The organism is Bradyrhizobium sp. SZCCHNPS1003, from assembly GCF_032381555.1.
In the GTDB taxonomy this organism is placed as follows: domain Bacteria; phylum Pseudomonadota; class Alphaproteobacteria; order Rhizobiales; family Xanthobacteraceae; genus Bradyrhizobium.
This window is the reverse complement of the sequence record NZ_JAUHIU010000008.1, coordinates 245,348-260,829: the sequence shown is the minus strand read 5'-3', so window position 1 is coordinate 260,829 and position 15,482 is coordinate 245,348. Positions and strand designations below refer to the sequence as shown.

Annotated in this window: 10 protein-coding genes; 4 read left to right on the top strand and 6 right to left on the bottom strand. The window is 64.7% G+C overall.

All coding sequences use genetic code 11. The features are described from left to right. Positions 1-6: 6 nt before the first annotated feature. Positions 7-1,818, top strand: coding sequence for a glycoside hydrolase family 15 protein (locus tag QX126_RS15475; protein ID WP_315782028.1), 1,812 nt, complete (start codon positions 7-9; stop codon positions 1,816-1,818). Positions 1,819-1,829: 11 nt separating this feature from the next. Here the strand turns inward: QX126_RS15475 and QX126_RS15470 are convergent, their stop codons facing one another. The 6 genes from QX126_RS15470 to QX126_RS15445 are packed head-to-tail and all read right to left on the bottom strand — an operon-like array spanning position 1,830 to position 9,361. Further along, the gene (locus tag QX126_RS15470; protein WP_315738656.1) at positions 1,830-2,654 is read right to left on the bottom strand and encodes an HAD family hydrolase; all 825 of its coding nucleotides are present in this window, start codon (positions 2,652-2,654) and stop codon (positions 1,830-1,832) included. Positions 2,655-2,673: 19 nt separating this feature from the next. Then, complete coding sequence (locus QX126_RS15465) at positions 2,674-3,204, bottom strand: gluconokinase (protein WP_315775915.1); 531 nt, start codon at positions 3,202-3,204, stop codon at positions 2,674-2,676. Further along, entirely contained in the window at positions 3,191-3,940 is a 750-nt protein-coding gene (pgl, locus tag QX126_RS15460) for a 6-phosphogluconolactonase (RefSeq protein ID WP_315782026.1), read from the bottom strand. Before pgl ends, QX126_RS15465 begins: the two co-directional genes overlap by 14 nt. A gap of 2 nt (positions 3,941-3,942) precedes the next feature. Continuing rightward, a complete protein-coding gene (gene zwf, locus QX126_RS15455; RefSeq protein WP_315782025.1) occupies positions 3,943-5,466 on the bottom strand; it encodes a glucose-6-phosphate dehydrogenase in 1,524 nt (507 codons plus the stop codon). Beyond that, positions 5,463-6,500 carry a phosphogluconate dehydrogenase (NAD(+)-dependent, decarboxylating) gene (gene gnd / locus QX126_RS15450; protein WP_315782023.1) on the bottom strand — a complete coding sequence of 346 codons (1,038 nt, stop codon included), beginning with the start codon at positions 6,498-6,500 and terminating at the stop codon, positions 5,463-5,465. The genes zwf and gnd overlap by 4 nt, the downstream gene beginning before the upstream one ends. A 14-nt stretch (positions 6,501-6,514) precedes the next feature. Continuing rightward, positions 6,515-9,361, bottom strand: a complete 2,847-nt coding sequence (locus tag QX126_RS15445; RefSeq protein ID WP_315782022.1) for a bifunctional transaldolase/phosoglucose isomerase — start codon at positions 9,359-9,361, stop codon at positions 6,515-6,517. Between the two features lie 1,135 nt (positions 9,362-10,496). On the opposite strand from QX126_RS15445, the gene QX126_RS15440 reads away from it, so the two are divergent. From QX126_RS15440 to QX126_RS15430, 3 genes are all read left to right on the top strand, one after another. Then, positions 10,497-12,440, top strand: coding sequence for a PrkA family serine protein kinase (locus tag QX126_RS15440; protein ID WP_315755266.1), 1,944 nt, complete (start codon positions 10,497-10,499; stop codon positions 12,438-12,440). 224 nt (positions 12,441-12,664) lie between these two features. Next, the gene (locus QX126_RS15435; protein ID WP_315782020.1) at positions 12,665-13,942 is read left to right on the top strand and encodes a YeaH/YhbH family protein; all 1,278 of its coding nucleotides are present in this window, start codon (positions 12,665-12,667) and stop codon (positions 13,940-13,942) included. Then, positions 13,939-15,477, top strand: a complete 1,539-nt coding sequence (locus QX126_RS15430; RefSeq protein ID WP_315738648.1) for a SpoVR family protein — start codon at positions 13,939-13,941, stop codon at positions 15,475-15,477. The genes QX126_RS15435 and QX126_RS15430 overlap by 4 nt, the downstream gene beginning before the upstream one ends. Positions 15,478-15,482: the final 5 nt, after the last annotated feature.

Genomic DNA, 15,482 nt, shown 5'->3' with positions numbered 1-15,482 from the left:
TGCCAAATGTCCTGCAGGATCGAAGACTACGCGCTGATTGGTGATTGTGAGACGGCTGCCCTGGTGAGCCGGAACGGGTCGATCGACTGGCTGTGTTGGCCGGCGTTCGATTCGGATGCCTGTTTCGCAGCCTTGCTGGGAGATCGCAGCCATGGCCGCTGGCTGATCGAGCCGCGCGGCGACGTCCGATCGACGTCTCGCCGTTATCGCGGCGACAGCCTCATCCTCGAGACGCGATACGAAACTGCGACCGGCACCGTCGAGGTGATCGATTTCATGCCGCCACGGGGCAGCGCCTCCGATGTCGTTCGGCTGGTCCGCGGCGTCTCCGGCCGGGTCGCCATGCGGATGGAGCTGATCATCCGATTCGGCTTCGGCATCGAGATTCCCTGGGTGAAGCGCTCGGAGGATCGCTCCGCGCTGCTCGCCATCTGCGGCCAGGACATGGCGGTGTTGCACACGCCGGTCGCCACCCGCGGCGAGGACATGACCACGGTGGCGGAGTTCGAGGTCGCTGCCGGCGACACCGTGCCCTTCGTGCTCACCTACGGTCCGTCGCATCTGCCGGTGCCCAAGGCGATCGATCCGGATCGGGCGCTTGATGACACCGAAACGTTCTGGGCCGACTGGTCGCGGCGCTGCACCCATCAGGACGAGCATCGCGCGCTCGTGATGCGCTCGCTGATCACCTTGAAGGCGCTCACCTACGCGCCGACCGGCGGCATCGTCGCGGCGCCGACCACCTCGCTGCCGGAGAAGCTCGGCGGCCGGCGCAACTGGGACTACCGGTTCTGCTGGCTGCGTGACGCGACATTCACGCTGCTGGCGCTGATGAACTCGGGCTACACGGAGGAAGCGCTGGCCTGGCACAACTGGCTGCTGCGCGCCGCGGCCGGCGCTCCCGCCTATATGCAGATCATGTATGGCATCATGGGCCAGCGGCGGCTGATGGAGTGGGAGGCCGAGTGGCTGCCGGGCTACGAGGGTGCCCAGCCGGTGCGGATCGGCAATGCCGCGCATGCGCAGCTCCAGCTCGATGTCTACGGCGAACTGATGGATGCCTTCCACCAAGCCCGCATGACCAAGCTCAAGCTGGACGACGGCACCTGGGACCTGGAATGCGCGGTGCTCGACCATCTCACCGACGTCTGGGACCAGCCCGACCACGGCATATGGGAACGCCGCGGCGATGGCCGTCACTACGTGTTTTCCAAGGTGATGACCTGGGTCGCGTTCGATCGCGCGATCAAGAGCGCGGAGAAGTTCGGGTTCAAGGCGCCGCTGGAGCGCTGGCGGCGGCTGCGCGAGGCCATTCATCGCGACGTCTGCGACAAGGGCTACGACGAAGGCCTCGGCAGCTTCGTCGAGTCCTATGGCTCGCGGCTGCTCGATGCCAGCCTGCTGCTGTTGCCGGCGGTCGGCTTCCTGCCGTGCTCCGATTCGCGCATTCGCGGCACGGTCGAGGCGATCGAGCAGCATCTGCTGCGGGATGGCTTCGTGCTCCGGCACGATCCGCGCGACGTCTCTCCGGACGAGCAGCAGCCGATCGAAGGCGCGTTCCTGGCCTGCACGCTGTGGCTGGCCGACGCGCATGTTCTGGCGGGCGCCACCGAAAAAGCCGAGACGCTGTTCCGCCGCGTTGTGAACATCGCCAACGACGTCGGACTGCTGGCCGAGGAGTACGACACCGAGGCACGGCGGCAGACCGGCAACTTTCCCCAGGCGCTGACCCATATCGCGCTCATCAACACGGCGCAGAATCTGAGCAGTGCCAAGAAGGCCAGCGACAAACCCGCAAGGCAGCGGTCGGAAGCCTGAGCTGCCGTGTGTCAGCTTGCGGATGAGCCTTGCGCGTTCTCTGCCAGGATCATCTCCATCGCATTGGCAAAGCCTTCGTCCTGATTGGACGTGGTGATGCGCTTGGCTTTGCTCTTCACCTCGTCACTGGCGTTGCCCATGGCGATCGACAAGCCGCTCACCTCGAACATCGCGACGTCATTATGCATGTCGCCGATGGTCGCGACCTGGTCGAGCGGGATACCGAGCCGCTGGGCCATCGCTTTGACGAAGGTGCCCTTGTTGCGGCCTGGCGGCGTGATGTCGAGATAGTAGCTCTGCGAGCGGACAGCGGTCGCTTCCGCCCCCAATGCCTGCTGCATCTGGCTCTCGCAGCGCGCCAGCAGCTCGAAATCGCTGCTGGCGCCGACGATCTTGCAGGCGTTCGACAGATAGGGGGAGAAATCGTCGACGATCGTCGGCTCCGCGCGAATGGCGCGCCGCTCGTTCGGGACGTACTCGCCGTCCGGATTGCGCGTCAGCCAGGCATCATTGGTGAAGACCCAGATGTCGACGCCGGATTGATGGAGAAGATCGACGCAGCGCGCGGCGGCCGCGGGCGGGATCAGGCTCTGCTCGAGCGGGCGCATGTCGGCGCCGATGATCGAGCTGCCGTTGAACGGGCCGACCGGAAGGCTGATCTGCAGCGGCTCGATCAGAAAGCGCATGCCGATCGCCGGGCGGCTCGAGGTGAGCGTGAAGGCGACGCCGCATTCATGCAGCCGTCGCGCCACCTTCGCAGCCCGCTCGGTCAGAACCTTGTCCTTGGTCAGCAGCGTGCCGTCGACGTCGGATACGACGAGAGCGATGCGGGTCATGAGCCCTTCCTGTTCGCGGTCAGGAGCAGCGCCGACCGGCGTGAAGCTGTTGCATGATGTCGTCCACGATCGCCGCGACCGGCGCGTCGACCGAGACGGTGATGGGATGCTCGGCGGCCCCAGGTGGTTCCAGGGTGGCGAACTGGCTGGCGAGCAGGCCCGGCGGCATGAAGTGCCCCTCGCGATGGCTCATCCGCTCGCCGATCAGCTCCTGACTGCCCTGGAGATAGACCATGCGGACATCGTTGCGGCCGCCGACGAGGATGTCGCGATAGGCCTTCTTGAGCGCAGAGCAGGCGATGATGATGTGCTGGCCCGCAGTACGGCAACGCGCGATCTCCGCCGCGATGGCCTGCAGCCAGGGCCAGCGATCCTCGTCCGTGAGCGGGTGGCCGGCGCTCATCTTGGCGACGTTCGGGGGCGGGTGAAAGCTGTCGCCATCCTCGAAGCGCCAGCCGAGGCGCTGGCCCAATGCTTGCCCGATCGTGCTCTTGCCGGAGCCGGACACGCCCATGATGACGAGCGCATGGGGCAGGTCAGATCTCGCCACTTCGCCCCTCCGGCCAGGCCTCGCTGTCGATGAGCAGGATCGTCTCCCGAATCGAGCGGGCGCGATTGGCGGGCAGGTCCTCACCGGCCAGCACGTGCGCCATGATCGCGCGCTTGTCGGCACCGGCGACCTCGAACAGCATGGTTCGGCAGGAGGAGAGCGCAGGCAAGGTCAGGCTGATCCGCGGCACGAAGGGTGCGACGTGGGCCTTGTCGATGCCGACAACCCAGCGATCGGTGACGTCGATTGCGGGAAAGCCGGGGAATAGCGACGCGACATGGCCGTCGGGACCGATGCCGAGCAGCACGAGGTCGAACAGCGGCCGCCCGGAGTCGAGCCGCGCGGCGCCGTAGAACGCTTCCAGCGTGCGCTGATAGTCGCGGGCAATGGCCTCCGGGTCCGACCCATCGGTCGCGATCGGGTGGATGTTGGCGGCCGGCGCGCAGGCATCGAGGAACACGTGACGTGCCGTGGTCATGTTGTGCAGGGAATCGCCGGGCGGAACATATCGCTCGTCACCGATGAACCAGTGGACGCGCGGCCATGGAATCCGTTCACGATAAGCGTCCGTCGCCAGCAGCTCATAGAGCTGCCTCGGGCTCGATCCCCCGGTGAGACAGATGGCCACGCGTCCCGGATTGGTATCAGTCCGAGCCAGGAGATGTTCGGCCGCGACCCTCGCCATCGTCGCCCGGTCGGCGACGCGCACGAGCTTGCGGTCCTGCGCCCCGGCCACGGCTAAACCAGCTTGCGCCAGCTGCGGCCGTCGCGGGCCAGGAGATCGGCCGCCGCCTCAGGTCCCTCGCTGCCGGCCGCGTAGGAATGCAGGCCATCGCGGCCAGCCTTCTTCCACGCCCCGATGAACGGCTCGACGGCCTTCCAGCCGGCTTCGACGCTATCGGCGCGCTGGAACAGGATGTTGTCGCCGATCATGCAGTCATAGATCAGCGTCTCGTAGCCGGTGGCCGGCTCAGCCTGGAAATAGTCCTTGTAGTTGAACTTCATCTGCACGCCGTCGGTGCGGATGGTGGGGCCGGGTACCTTGGTGTTGAACTGCAGCGTGATGCTCTGGGTCGGCTCGATGCCGATGACCAGATAGTTTTCGGCCAGGGTTTCGATCGGCGTGCAACTGAACATCGCGAACGGCGCCTGGCGGAACTTGATCGCCACCTCGGTGCGCTTGGCGCCAAGCGCCTTGCCGGTGCGCAGATAGAACGGAACGCCGGCCCAGCGCCAATTGTCGATCGTGAGCTTGAAGGCGGCATAGGTCTCGGTGGTGCTGTCGGGACGGACGTCCTTGCTCCTGACATAGTCGGGCAGCTCGGCGTCGCCGATCATGCCGGCCGTGTACTGACCGCGCACCGAGTTGAGCAGCGCCTCCCGTTCGCTCAACGGCTGGATCGCCGATAGCACCTCGGCCTTCTCGGAGCGGACGGTATGTGCATCGAACCGGGCCGGCGGCTCCATCGCCACCAGCGAGAGCAACTGGAATAGATGGTTGGGGACCATGTCGCGCAGCGCACCGGTCGCGTCGTAGAAGCTGCCGCGCGTGCCGACGCCGAGCTTCTCCTCGACGGTGATCTGGACATGGTCGATGTGATGCCTGTTCCAGATCGGTTCGAACATGCCATTGGCGAAGCGCAGCACCAGGATGTTCTGCACCGTCTCCTTGCCGAGGTAATGATCGATCCGGTAGATCTGGTGCTCGGTCACGAGCTGCAGCAGCTCGTCGTTCAGCTTCTTGGCCGAGGCGAGGTCGGTGCCGAACGGCTTTTCCACCACGAGGCGGCGCCAAGCCTTGCCGTCCTCGCGCAGCAACCCGACGCGCCCGAGCTGTTGCGCGATCGGCGCAAAGGCGCTCGGCGGCGTCGCAAGATAGAACAGCCGATTGCCGTGGGTCTCCCGCGCGGCTTCCAGCTTTTCCAGCTTCGCCTTCAACTGAACGAAGCTTTCCGGCTCCTTCGGATCGGCCTCGATCGCAGTCACGCATTGCAACAGGCGCTGCGCGATCTCATCCTCGATCGGGCGTGTGGCGTATTTGCCCAGGCCTTCCATGAGATTGTCGCGCAGTTGCTCGCTCGACATGCCCTTGCGGGCAATGCCGACGATGCAGAGCCTGTCGGGCAGCAGATGATTGGCGGCCAGATTGTAAAGCGATGGCAGGACCAGCCGATGCGTCAGGTCGCCGGTCACGCCGAAGAGGACGAAGGCGCAGGCGTCAGGCTTCTGGTGTTGCGGCTGATGCGAACGGTGGGCGGTCACGCGCGGTCCGCCTTCGGCTTGACGATCTCGGGCGCGCTCTGGCGCGCCGGGTCTGGGTGCTGTTCGGGCTCCTTGTGTCCGCCGAAGCCTTCGCGCATGGCCGAGAGAATCTTCTCCGCGAAGGTGTGCTCCTGGCGCGAGCGGAAACGGGCGAACAAGGCGGCGGTCAACACCTCGGCCGGTACCGCCTCGTCGATCGCCGCATTCACGGTCCAGCGGCCCTCGCCGGAATCCTCGACATAGCCGGAATATTTCTCCAGACCGGGCTGCCGCGCCAGTGCGCTGGCGGTGAGGTCGAGCAGCCAGGACGGAATGACGCTGCCGCGGCGCCACACCTCGGCGACATCTGCGAGATCGAAGTCGAAGCGGTGCGCCTGCGGCAGCGCCGCGCTGTTCGCGTTCCTGAGGATGTCGAAGCCCTCGGCATAGGCCTGCATCAGGCCATATTCGATGCCGTTGTGGATCATCTTGACGAAGTGCCCGGCGCCCACCGGACCGGCATGCAGATAGCCCTGCTCGACGCGCAGGTCGCGGCCATCACGGCCCGGTGTGCGCGGGATGTCGCCGATCCCAGGCGCGAGCGCGGCGAAGATCGGATCGAGCCGGTCGACGACCGGCTTATCGCCGCCAATCATCATGCAGTAGCCGCGATCGAGGCCCCAGACCCCGCCGGAGGTGCCGACGTCGACGTAGTGCAGACCGCGCTCCTTCAGCGCCTTGCCGCGGCGGACGTCGTCCTGCCAAAAACTGTTGCCGCCGTCGATGATGACATCGTCTCGGGTCATCAGCCCGGTGAGCTGCTCGACGGTGGCTTCCGTGATCTTGCCGGCCGGCAGCATGATCCATGCGTGCCGCGGCGTTGCGAGCTTACCGACGAACTCCTCGAGGCTCGCGGCGCCGGTGGCGCCTTCGGAGACCAGCGCGGCCACGGCCTTTGCGTCGCGATCATAGACCACGCAGGAGTGCCCCGCGCGCATCAGGCGGCGCACGATGTTGCCGCCCATCCGCCCGAGACCGATCATTCCAAGCTGCATCGACGAGGCCCTTCCTAGCTCAGCGCTTCGCTGATCGCGCTGTCGAGCATCTTCAGGCCCGATTTCAGATTGCCCTTGAGATGGACCCGAAGAGCCCGGCGCCCGCGCTCGGTGAGCACGTCGAAATCGCCGCGCGCCTGCGCCGCCTTGATCACGCCGAAGCTCGCCTTCTGCCCGGGGATCGGCAGATCCTCGGCATCGTCGGCGGTGATCTGGAGAAACACGCCGCTGTCCGGACCGCCCTTGTAGGCCTGGCCGGTCGAGTGCAGGAAGCGCGGACCGAATTCGGCGCAGGTGGCGAGGTGCTTGGCATCGCGCAGCCTCAGCCGGATCCGCTGCAGCGTGTCGATATTGCCTGCATTGCGGTCGATATAGCCGAGCAGGGCGATGTAGTCGCCGTCGCCGGCGCGGCCGAGATGCGCCTTCAGCCAGGACGCGAGCGTTCCGTCGGCGCCATGCCCGCGCAGGCTCTCGACGTTCTGCGCATCGGTGTAGAGCTCGCAGCCCTTGATCGCCACGACGGGCTCCTCCGCCGGCAGTGCGCCGCTCTGCTCGAACGCCGCGGTCAGTTCGCGGGTCTTGATCTTGGCCGATTCGACGTCGGGCTGGTCGAACGGGTTGATGCCGAGCACGGCGCCGGCAACAGCGGTCGCTATCTCGAAGCGGAAGAATTCCTGGCCGAGCTGGTCGATCGACTTCATGACGATGCGCACGACCGGATGACCGGCCTCCTCGAGCGCGGCGAGCTTCGCGTCATGGCCCGCCACCTCGTCGCCCTCGACCTTGATATCGACGAAGAAGCGATCGCGGCCATAGAGCTCAGGCGATGCGATAGGCTCGCCGTCGATCGGGATCAGGCCCTTGCCTTCCTTGCCAGTGGACTCCGCGATCAACTGCTCGGCCCAGGCGCCGAAATCGGCAATCTTGGGCGAGGCGAAGATCGTCACCTTGTCGCGGCCTTCGAGGCCGGCAAGGCCCATCGCCAGACCGAGCTGCACACCCGGGTTCTGCAGCGGCGGCACGTCGGGCCCGCAGGAGCGCACCATGGACAGCGCCTGCGTGATCAGCTTGCGCACGTCGATGCCGGCGGTGGCGGCCGGCACCAGGCCGAACGGCGACAGCACCGAATAGCGGCCGCCGATGCTCGGCTCGCCGTGGAAGATGCGGGCGAAGCCTTGTGCCTTGGCCGCCTTCTCCAGCGACGAGCCGGGATCGGTCACGGCAATGAAGCGATGTCCGGCCTTCTTGGGCCCGATCGCGTCGGCCACGCGTGCGAAGAAATAGTCCTTCATCGCGTTCGGCTCGGTGGTGCCGCCCGACTTGGAGGAGACGATGAACACCGTCCTGGCGATGTCGATCGCCTTCTCCATCGCGCGCACCTGCGCCGGATCGGTGGAGTCGAGCACATGCAGCTTGGGGAAGCCGGCCTTGCGCGGGAAGGTCTCGGCCAGCACCTCCGGCCCGAGGCTGGAGCCGCCCATGCCGAGGACCACGGCGTCGGAGAATTTCTGTCCCTTCACCCGCTGCGCATAGTCCTCGTAATCGGCGATATCGGCCTTCTCCGCGCTGGTCAGCCAGCCCAGCCATTTGTGCTCGTCTCGGCCGGTCCAGACCGTCGCGTCCTTGTGCCAGAGTCGGCGGATCCTGGCGTCCTTGCGCCAGTCCTCAGTGGCGGAGGCGACCTTCTTCTCCAGATCAGCAGCAACCGCGATCGACTGCTGCCCAAGCCCGGTCCCGAGCACGACGGCGCGCTTGTGCGCAACCGCGCCATAGAGCTTGTCGGCGGCGTCCGCGAACTGCTTGACGCCGTCGATCACGAGATCTGCAGTGATGTCGTCGAGCGAGATGCCGGTCTTCGCCAGATCCTCAAGGGCGGCCTGGGCGGCATCGACGTCTTCCTCCAGACTGTCGCGCACCTTGCCGTGATCACGGAAGGCGTCCAGCGTGGCCGGCGGCACGGTGTTGACGGTGTTCGGCCCGATCAGCTCCTCGACATAGAGGACGTCGCTGTAGTCCTTGTTCTTGGTGCCGGTGGAGGCCCAGAGCAGCCGCTGCGGCTTGGCCCCTTGCTTGGCCAGCCGCTCCCAGCGCGCGCCGGCGAACAGCTGCTTGTAGTCCTGATACGCCATCTTTGCATTGGCGATGGCGATCCTGCCCTTGAGCGCGGCCAGCCGCTCCTTCTCGGTCGGATCATTGGCCTGGGCGATCTTCTCGTCCAGCTGCTTGTCGACCACGCTGTCGATGCGGCTGACGAAGAACGAGGCCACGCTGGCGACATGCGACGGATCGCCGCCGGCGCCGACGTAGGCTTCGAGGCCGGCAATATAGGCTTCGGCAACCTGCCGGTAGACGTCTTGCGAAAACAGCAAGGTGATGTTGACGCTGATGCCCTTGGAGATCAGGTGCTGGATGGCCGGCAGGCAGGCGTTGGTCGCCGGCACCTTGATCATCAGATTCCTGCGGTCGACCGCCGTCCAGAGCTGCTCGGCCTCGGCGATCGTGCCCTTGCTGTCCATCGCCAGATAGGGCGAGACTTCGAGGCTGACGAAGCCGTCATTGCCATCGAAGCGGTCATAGACGGGCCGCAGCACGTCGGCGGCATTCTGGATGTCCTCGACGGCAACGGCCTCGAACAGCTGCGTCGGCGATCGATCGCCGTTCTTCAGCGCCGTGGCGATCGGTGTGTCATATTCGTCGGAGCTGCCGATCGCCTTCTCGAAAATCGCGGGATTCGAGGTGACGCCCTTGACGCCATCCTCATCGATCAGCCGCTTGAGGTCGCCTTTGGCGACGAAGCCGCGTGCGAGGAAATCGAGCCAGACCGCCTGGCCGTGTTCTTCGAGAGCTTTGACCGGATTCATGATGCCTATCTATGTGCGTCGGCTTGCTTTTTTGGGTTCCCGCCTGGCAGCTGCCAGGTCGATAGGGACCTTACATGAACAACTATGCGCCAGCCCTCAGGAGAACGCCATTCATAATGGATTGATCCCTCTGGAATCCCAAGAGCTTCGAGCCGGGGTGACGTGCCGGCGGGGCGCGTCCGGAGGGAGATCGGCAGGCGACGCGAAGCCTGCCGCTGATCGTTCCGGCCAAAGCGCGCGGCAGAGCCGCCAGAGCGCGGTCGGCGTTCGGCCTGCGTCGACCTCAGCAGTGCTCGTGCGCCGGAGAGGCCCCGGGAGGCAAGCAAATGCCGTCGATCAAGCTTCTCCGGCTTGCAATGCTGGAAAGGTGCCACATGTGTTCTGGGGAATGGTGCCCTACGCAACGGATCATGGCGAACGTCTCACGGTTGTCGCCTCGGCAGCGCCTCACGAGTGTCGGCGGATAACCCATGATGCTTTCCGGCTGCAGATGCTCAGCGGCGAACAGCCGTGTGATCATGGCAATGATCGGCATCGAGTGATCCGTCCGGCTTCGGTCGCGCGTTATTTCACGCCGTTCGGTTCAGGCGGCGAACATGCGTGCGCGCGGCCCTATGAGATGCGCGCGCTCATCGCTCCCTCGAGGACGTTGTATGAGCGACGGCAGATGCGATCGCAGCAGGCCCGTGTTTGGTCGGCCGCCGTGGCCGGCGCGCATCAGGTCGTGCAGCGAATGAGACGTTCCCTGCCTGGAGCGCTTGCGGGAAGAGTTGCGTTCACTCGCGGTTCACTTCGGGAAGAGAGACTGATTTTGGAGCTGTCACGCCACCAGTTCACGTGGCTTCACAACACCTTGTGCGGCGCAGGGAGACTACGGTGCCGGGGTATTGCGGATGTTGCGAAGCAGAGACAATGAGGTACAAATGGGGAGAGTCGGCCGGCTTTTGCCGAACTATTGAGCGAAGTGCATGTTGATAGGGCATATGCTGCATGCACTTTGCGTTGCGGAAAAGGACGAAGACGGTGCCCAATGGGGGCTAGCGCGCTTCACTCTGAGTCGGTTCGGGATCAGCAGGAACGTACTTGGATCTCGGCCCGTTGCAGCAGTGCGGCGGAACCTACGTGGAGAGGGATCATGTACAACGATTCGTTGTTCAACGCGTTCGCAAGGTCGTTCGAGGCACGCAGCCAGACCGACATGTCGATGCAGGAATATCTAGAATCGTGTCGAACCGACCCGATGCGATACGCGAACGCCGCTGAACGACTACTAGCTGCGATCGGCGAGCCTCAGATGATAGACACGGCCAAGGACCCACGCCTTGGCCGTATTTTTTTGAACCGGACGGTTCGCCTGTATCCTGCATTCGCCGGCTTCTACGGCATGGAGGACACGATCGAGCGCATCGTCGGCTTCTTCCGTCACGCCGCGCAGGGTCTCGAAGAGCGCAAGCAGATCCTCTATCTGCTCGGACCGGTCGGCGGCGGCAAGTCGTCGCTGGCCGAACGGCTGAAGCAGTTGATGGAAACCCATCCGATCTACGTGCTCAAGGCCGGAGATGAGCTGAGCCCCGTGTTCGAGTCGCCGCTCGGCCTGTTCGATCCCGACACGCTGGGCCCGATGCTCGAGGAGAAATACGGCATTCCGCGCCGCCGCTTGTCCGGCCTGATGAGCCCGTGGTGCTACAAGCGGCTGGAAGCCTTCGGCGGCGACATCTCGCAGTTCCGCGTCGCCAAGATCCAGCCGTCGCGGCTGCGCCAGATCGGCATCGCCAAGACCGAGCCCGGCGACGAGAACAACCAGGACATCTCCTCGCTGGTCGGCAAGGTCGATATCCGCAAGCTCGAGACCTACGCGCAGAACGATCCCGACGCCTACAGCTATTCGGGCGGTCTCAACCGCGCCAACCAGGGCATTCTCGAGTTCGTCGAGATGTTCAAGGCGCCGATCAAGATGCTGCATCCGCTGCTGACGGCGACGCAGGAAGGCAACTATATCGGCACCGAGAACATCGGCGCCATTCCCTACAACGGCGTGATCCTCGCCCACTCCAACGAGTCGGAGTGGCAGAGCTTCAAGACCAACAAGAACAACGAGGCCTTCATCGACCGCATCTGCGTCATCAAGGTGCCGTACTGCCTGCGCGTCACCGAGGAGCGCAAGATCTACGAGAAGCTGATCCAGGGCTCCGAGCTCTCCACCGCGCCCTGCGCGCCGGCGACCTTGGACACGCTCGCCCGCTTCTCGGTGATGTCGCGCCTGCGCAAGCATGAGAACTCGACGCTGTATGCCAAGATGCGGGTCTATGACGGCGAGAGCCTCAAGGAGTCCGATCCGAAGGCGCGCAGCGTGCAGGAATATCGCGATGCTGCCGGCGTCGACGAGGGCATGGACGGCATCTCCACCCGCTTTGCCTTCAAGGTGCTGGCTGCGACCTACAATCACGATACGGCGGAAGTATCAGCCGACGCCGTGCATCTGATGTACGTGCTGGAGCAGTCGATCAAGCGCGAGCAACTGCCCGAGGAGATCGAGAAGCGCTACCTCGAATTCATCAAGGCGGATCTCGCGCCGCGCTACGCCGAGTTCATCGGCCACGAGATCCAGAAGGCCTATCTCGAATCCTACTCCGATTACGGCCAGAACCTGTTCGATCGCTACGTCGACTACGCCGACGCCTGGATCGAGGATCAGGACTTCAAGGATCCCGATACGGGACAGTTGCTCAATCGCGAGCTGTTGAACCAGGAGCTGACCAAGATCGAGAAGCCGGCCGGGATCGCCAACCCGAAGGACTTCCGCAACGAGGTTGTCAAGTTCTCGCTGCGCTCCCGAGCCCAGAATGGAGGCAAAAATCCGTCCTGGACCTCCTACGAAAAGATCCGCGAAGTCATCGAAAAGAGGATATTCTCACAGGTCGAGGATCTGCTTCCGGTCATCTCGTTCGGTACCAAGAAGGACGGCGAGACCGAGAAGAAGCACGACGACTTCGTCGCGCGCATGGTCGAACGCGGCTACACCGAGCGGCAGGTCCGTCGGCTGGTCGAGTGGTACATGCGCGTGAAGCAGGCGGGTTGATCGTGGTCCGGCGCCGATGTTCACTGCAGGTGCGGCAGGCCATCGGTCTGACGTCGGCGCCAGGGTTACGAACGAGATGAACGTTCGACGCTGAGCTTCGCTGGGAGGCGTCGGACAGGCAGAGGGTGCCGTTGCAGTGTCGGGTCCGATACTGCGCCGCGGCATCGCGGCGGGGGAGAGCAGGAGTCGAAGCCGCTGCAGCAGGAGGCGTATGGAACGTGGTCATGCACATCATTGATCGGCGCCTGAATCCGGGCGGCAAAAGTCTCGAAAATCGCCAGCGATTTTTGCGCCGCGCCAAGGCCCTGGTTCAGGGAGCGGTCAAGAAGACCTCGCAGGACCGCGACATCAAGGACGTGCTGGAGGGCGGCGAGGTCTCGATCCCGCTCGACGGCATGGACGAGCCGCGCTTCCGCCGCGAGGGCGGCACCCGCGACATGGTGCTGCCCGGCAACAAGAAGTTCGTCGAAGGCGACATCCTGCCGCGCTCCGGCGACGGCAGCGGCCGCAAGTCGGCGCCCGGACAAGGCGACAGCGAGGACGCGTTCCGCTTCGTGCTGAGCAAGGAGGAGTTCGTCAATCTCTTCCTCGACGATCTCGAACTGCCTGATCTCGCCAAGCGCAAATTCGCCGAGGCCGAGAGCGAGGGGCTGGTACGTGCCGGCTACTCGACGTCGGGCTCACCGGCCAACATCTCGATCAGCCGCACCGTCACCCGCGCCTTGGCCCGCCGCGTGGCGCTGCGCCGTCCGCGGCCGGAGGCGATTGCCGAACTCGAGGCCCAGCTGGAGCAGGAGACCGACGACGACAAGCGTGCCGCGCTGCTGGCCGAGCTCGAAGCCCTGAAGGCCAAGGCCAAGCGCATCCCCTTCATCGATCCGATCGACATCCGCTACCGCCGCTTCGAGGCCGTGCCGAAGCCGATCGCACAGGCCGTGATGTTCTGCCTGATGGACGTGTCGGGCTCGATGTCGGAGCACATGAAGGACCTCGCCAAGCGGTTCTACATGCTGCTCTACGTGTTCCTGACCCGGCGCTACCGTCATGTCGAGATCGTCTTCATCCGTCATACCGATCGCGCCGAGGAGGTCGACGAGCAGACCTTCTTCTATGGACCGGCATCCGGCGGCACCTTGGTGTCGAGCGCCCTGCAATGCATGCACGACATCGTCCGCTCGCGCTTCCGCCCCTCGGACTGGAACATCTACGCGGCGCAGGCCTCCGACGGCGACAACGCCACCTCGGATTCCGAGAACGTCGCCCGCCTGCTGACGGACAACATCCTGCCGGTGTCGCAGTTCTTCGCCTATCTCGAGGTCGGCGAATCCGGCACCTATTCGTTCGAGATGCCGGACTCGGCGCTGTGGTCGCTGTATGAGCGGCTGCGCGCCGATGGCGAGCCGCTGTCGATGCGCAAGGTGCGTGACCGCAGCGAGATCTTCCCGGTGTTCCACGACCTGTTTCAGCGTCGCGGCACCACGCAGGAGAGGGCGGCGTCATGAGCGGGTTGCTGTTCGAGGGCGCGGACTGGAATTTCCTCACCCTGCAGCGCATCCACGATGCCTGCGAAGCCGTCGCCGAGAAGGAGCTCGGGCTCGACACCTATCCCAACCAGATCGAGGTGATCACGGCCGAGCAGATGCTCGACGCCTATTCCTCGGTCGGCATGCCGTTGTTCTACAAGCACTGGTCGTTCGGCAAGCACTTCGCCTATCACGAGGCCTCGTACCGCAAGGGCCTGATGGGCCTCGCCTATGAGATCGTGATCAACTCCTCGCCCTGCATCTCCTATCTGATGGAGGAGAACACGGCGACGATGCAGACCTTGGTGATCGCGCACGCCGCGTTCGGCCACAACCATTTCTTCAAGAACAACTATCTGTTCAAGCAGTGGACCGACGCCGACGGCATCCTCGACTATCTCGATTTCGCCCGCGGCTACATCGCGCAATGCGAGGAGCGCTACGGCCGGCTCGCCGTCGAGCATACGCTGGACGCGGCGCATGCGCTGATGTCGCACGGCGTCGACCGCTATCCCGGCAAGAAGAAGCTCGACTTCCGCGAGGAGGAGAAGCGCGCCGGTAAGCGCAGGCTCTACGAGGAGGGCCAGTTCAACGATCTCTGGCGTACGGTGCCGACCGGCCCGGTCAAGACCAATGCGATGCTGAACGTCGAACGGCGCCGCGCGCTGCTCGGCCTCCCGCAGGAAAATCTGCTCTATTTCCTGGAGAAGACCGCGCCGCGGCTGGCGATGTGGCAGCGCGAATTGCTGCGCATCGTCCGCCACATCGCGCAATACTTCTATCCGCAGGGCCAGACCAAGGTCATGAACGAGGGCACGGCGACCTATGTGCATTATCGCATCATGAACCGGCTGCACCAGGACGGCCGCCTCACCGACGGCAACTTCCTGGAGTTCCTGCAGTCGCACACCAACGTCGTCTTCCAGCCGGAGTTCGACGATCCGCGCTTCTCCGGATTCAACCCTTACGCGCTCGGCTTTGCGATCATGCAGGACATCGAGCGCATCGTGAAGGACCCGACCGACGAGGACCGCGAGTGGTTTCCGGACATCGCCGGCACCGGCGACGAGATGGCGGTGCTGCGCGATGTCTGGGCCAATTATCGCGACGAGAGCTTCATCAGCCAGTTCCTCAGCCCCAACCTGATCCGGCAGCTCAGACTGTTCCACCTGCATGACGATCCGGCCGAGCGCGCCGGCATCCTCGTCGACGCCATTCATGACGAGCGCGGCTATCGCCGCGTCCGCCGCGAGCTGTCCAAGCAGTACGACGTCGGTTGCATCGATCCGAACATCGAGGTGGTCGATGTCGATCTCGCCGGCGACCGCCGCCTGATGCTGCGGCATACCGTGGTGAAGGGGGCCCAGCTCAGCGAGACCGACACCAAGCGCGTGCTGCAGCATCTCGCCGATCTCTGGAGCTACGACGTGTCGCTGGTGGAAGTCGATGCCGCCACCGACAAGGTGCTGAAGGAGTACGTGCTCAATCCCCGGATACAACCGGCGGCCGCCTAGCGCGG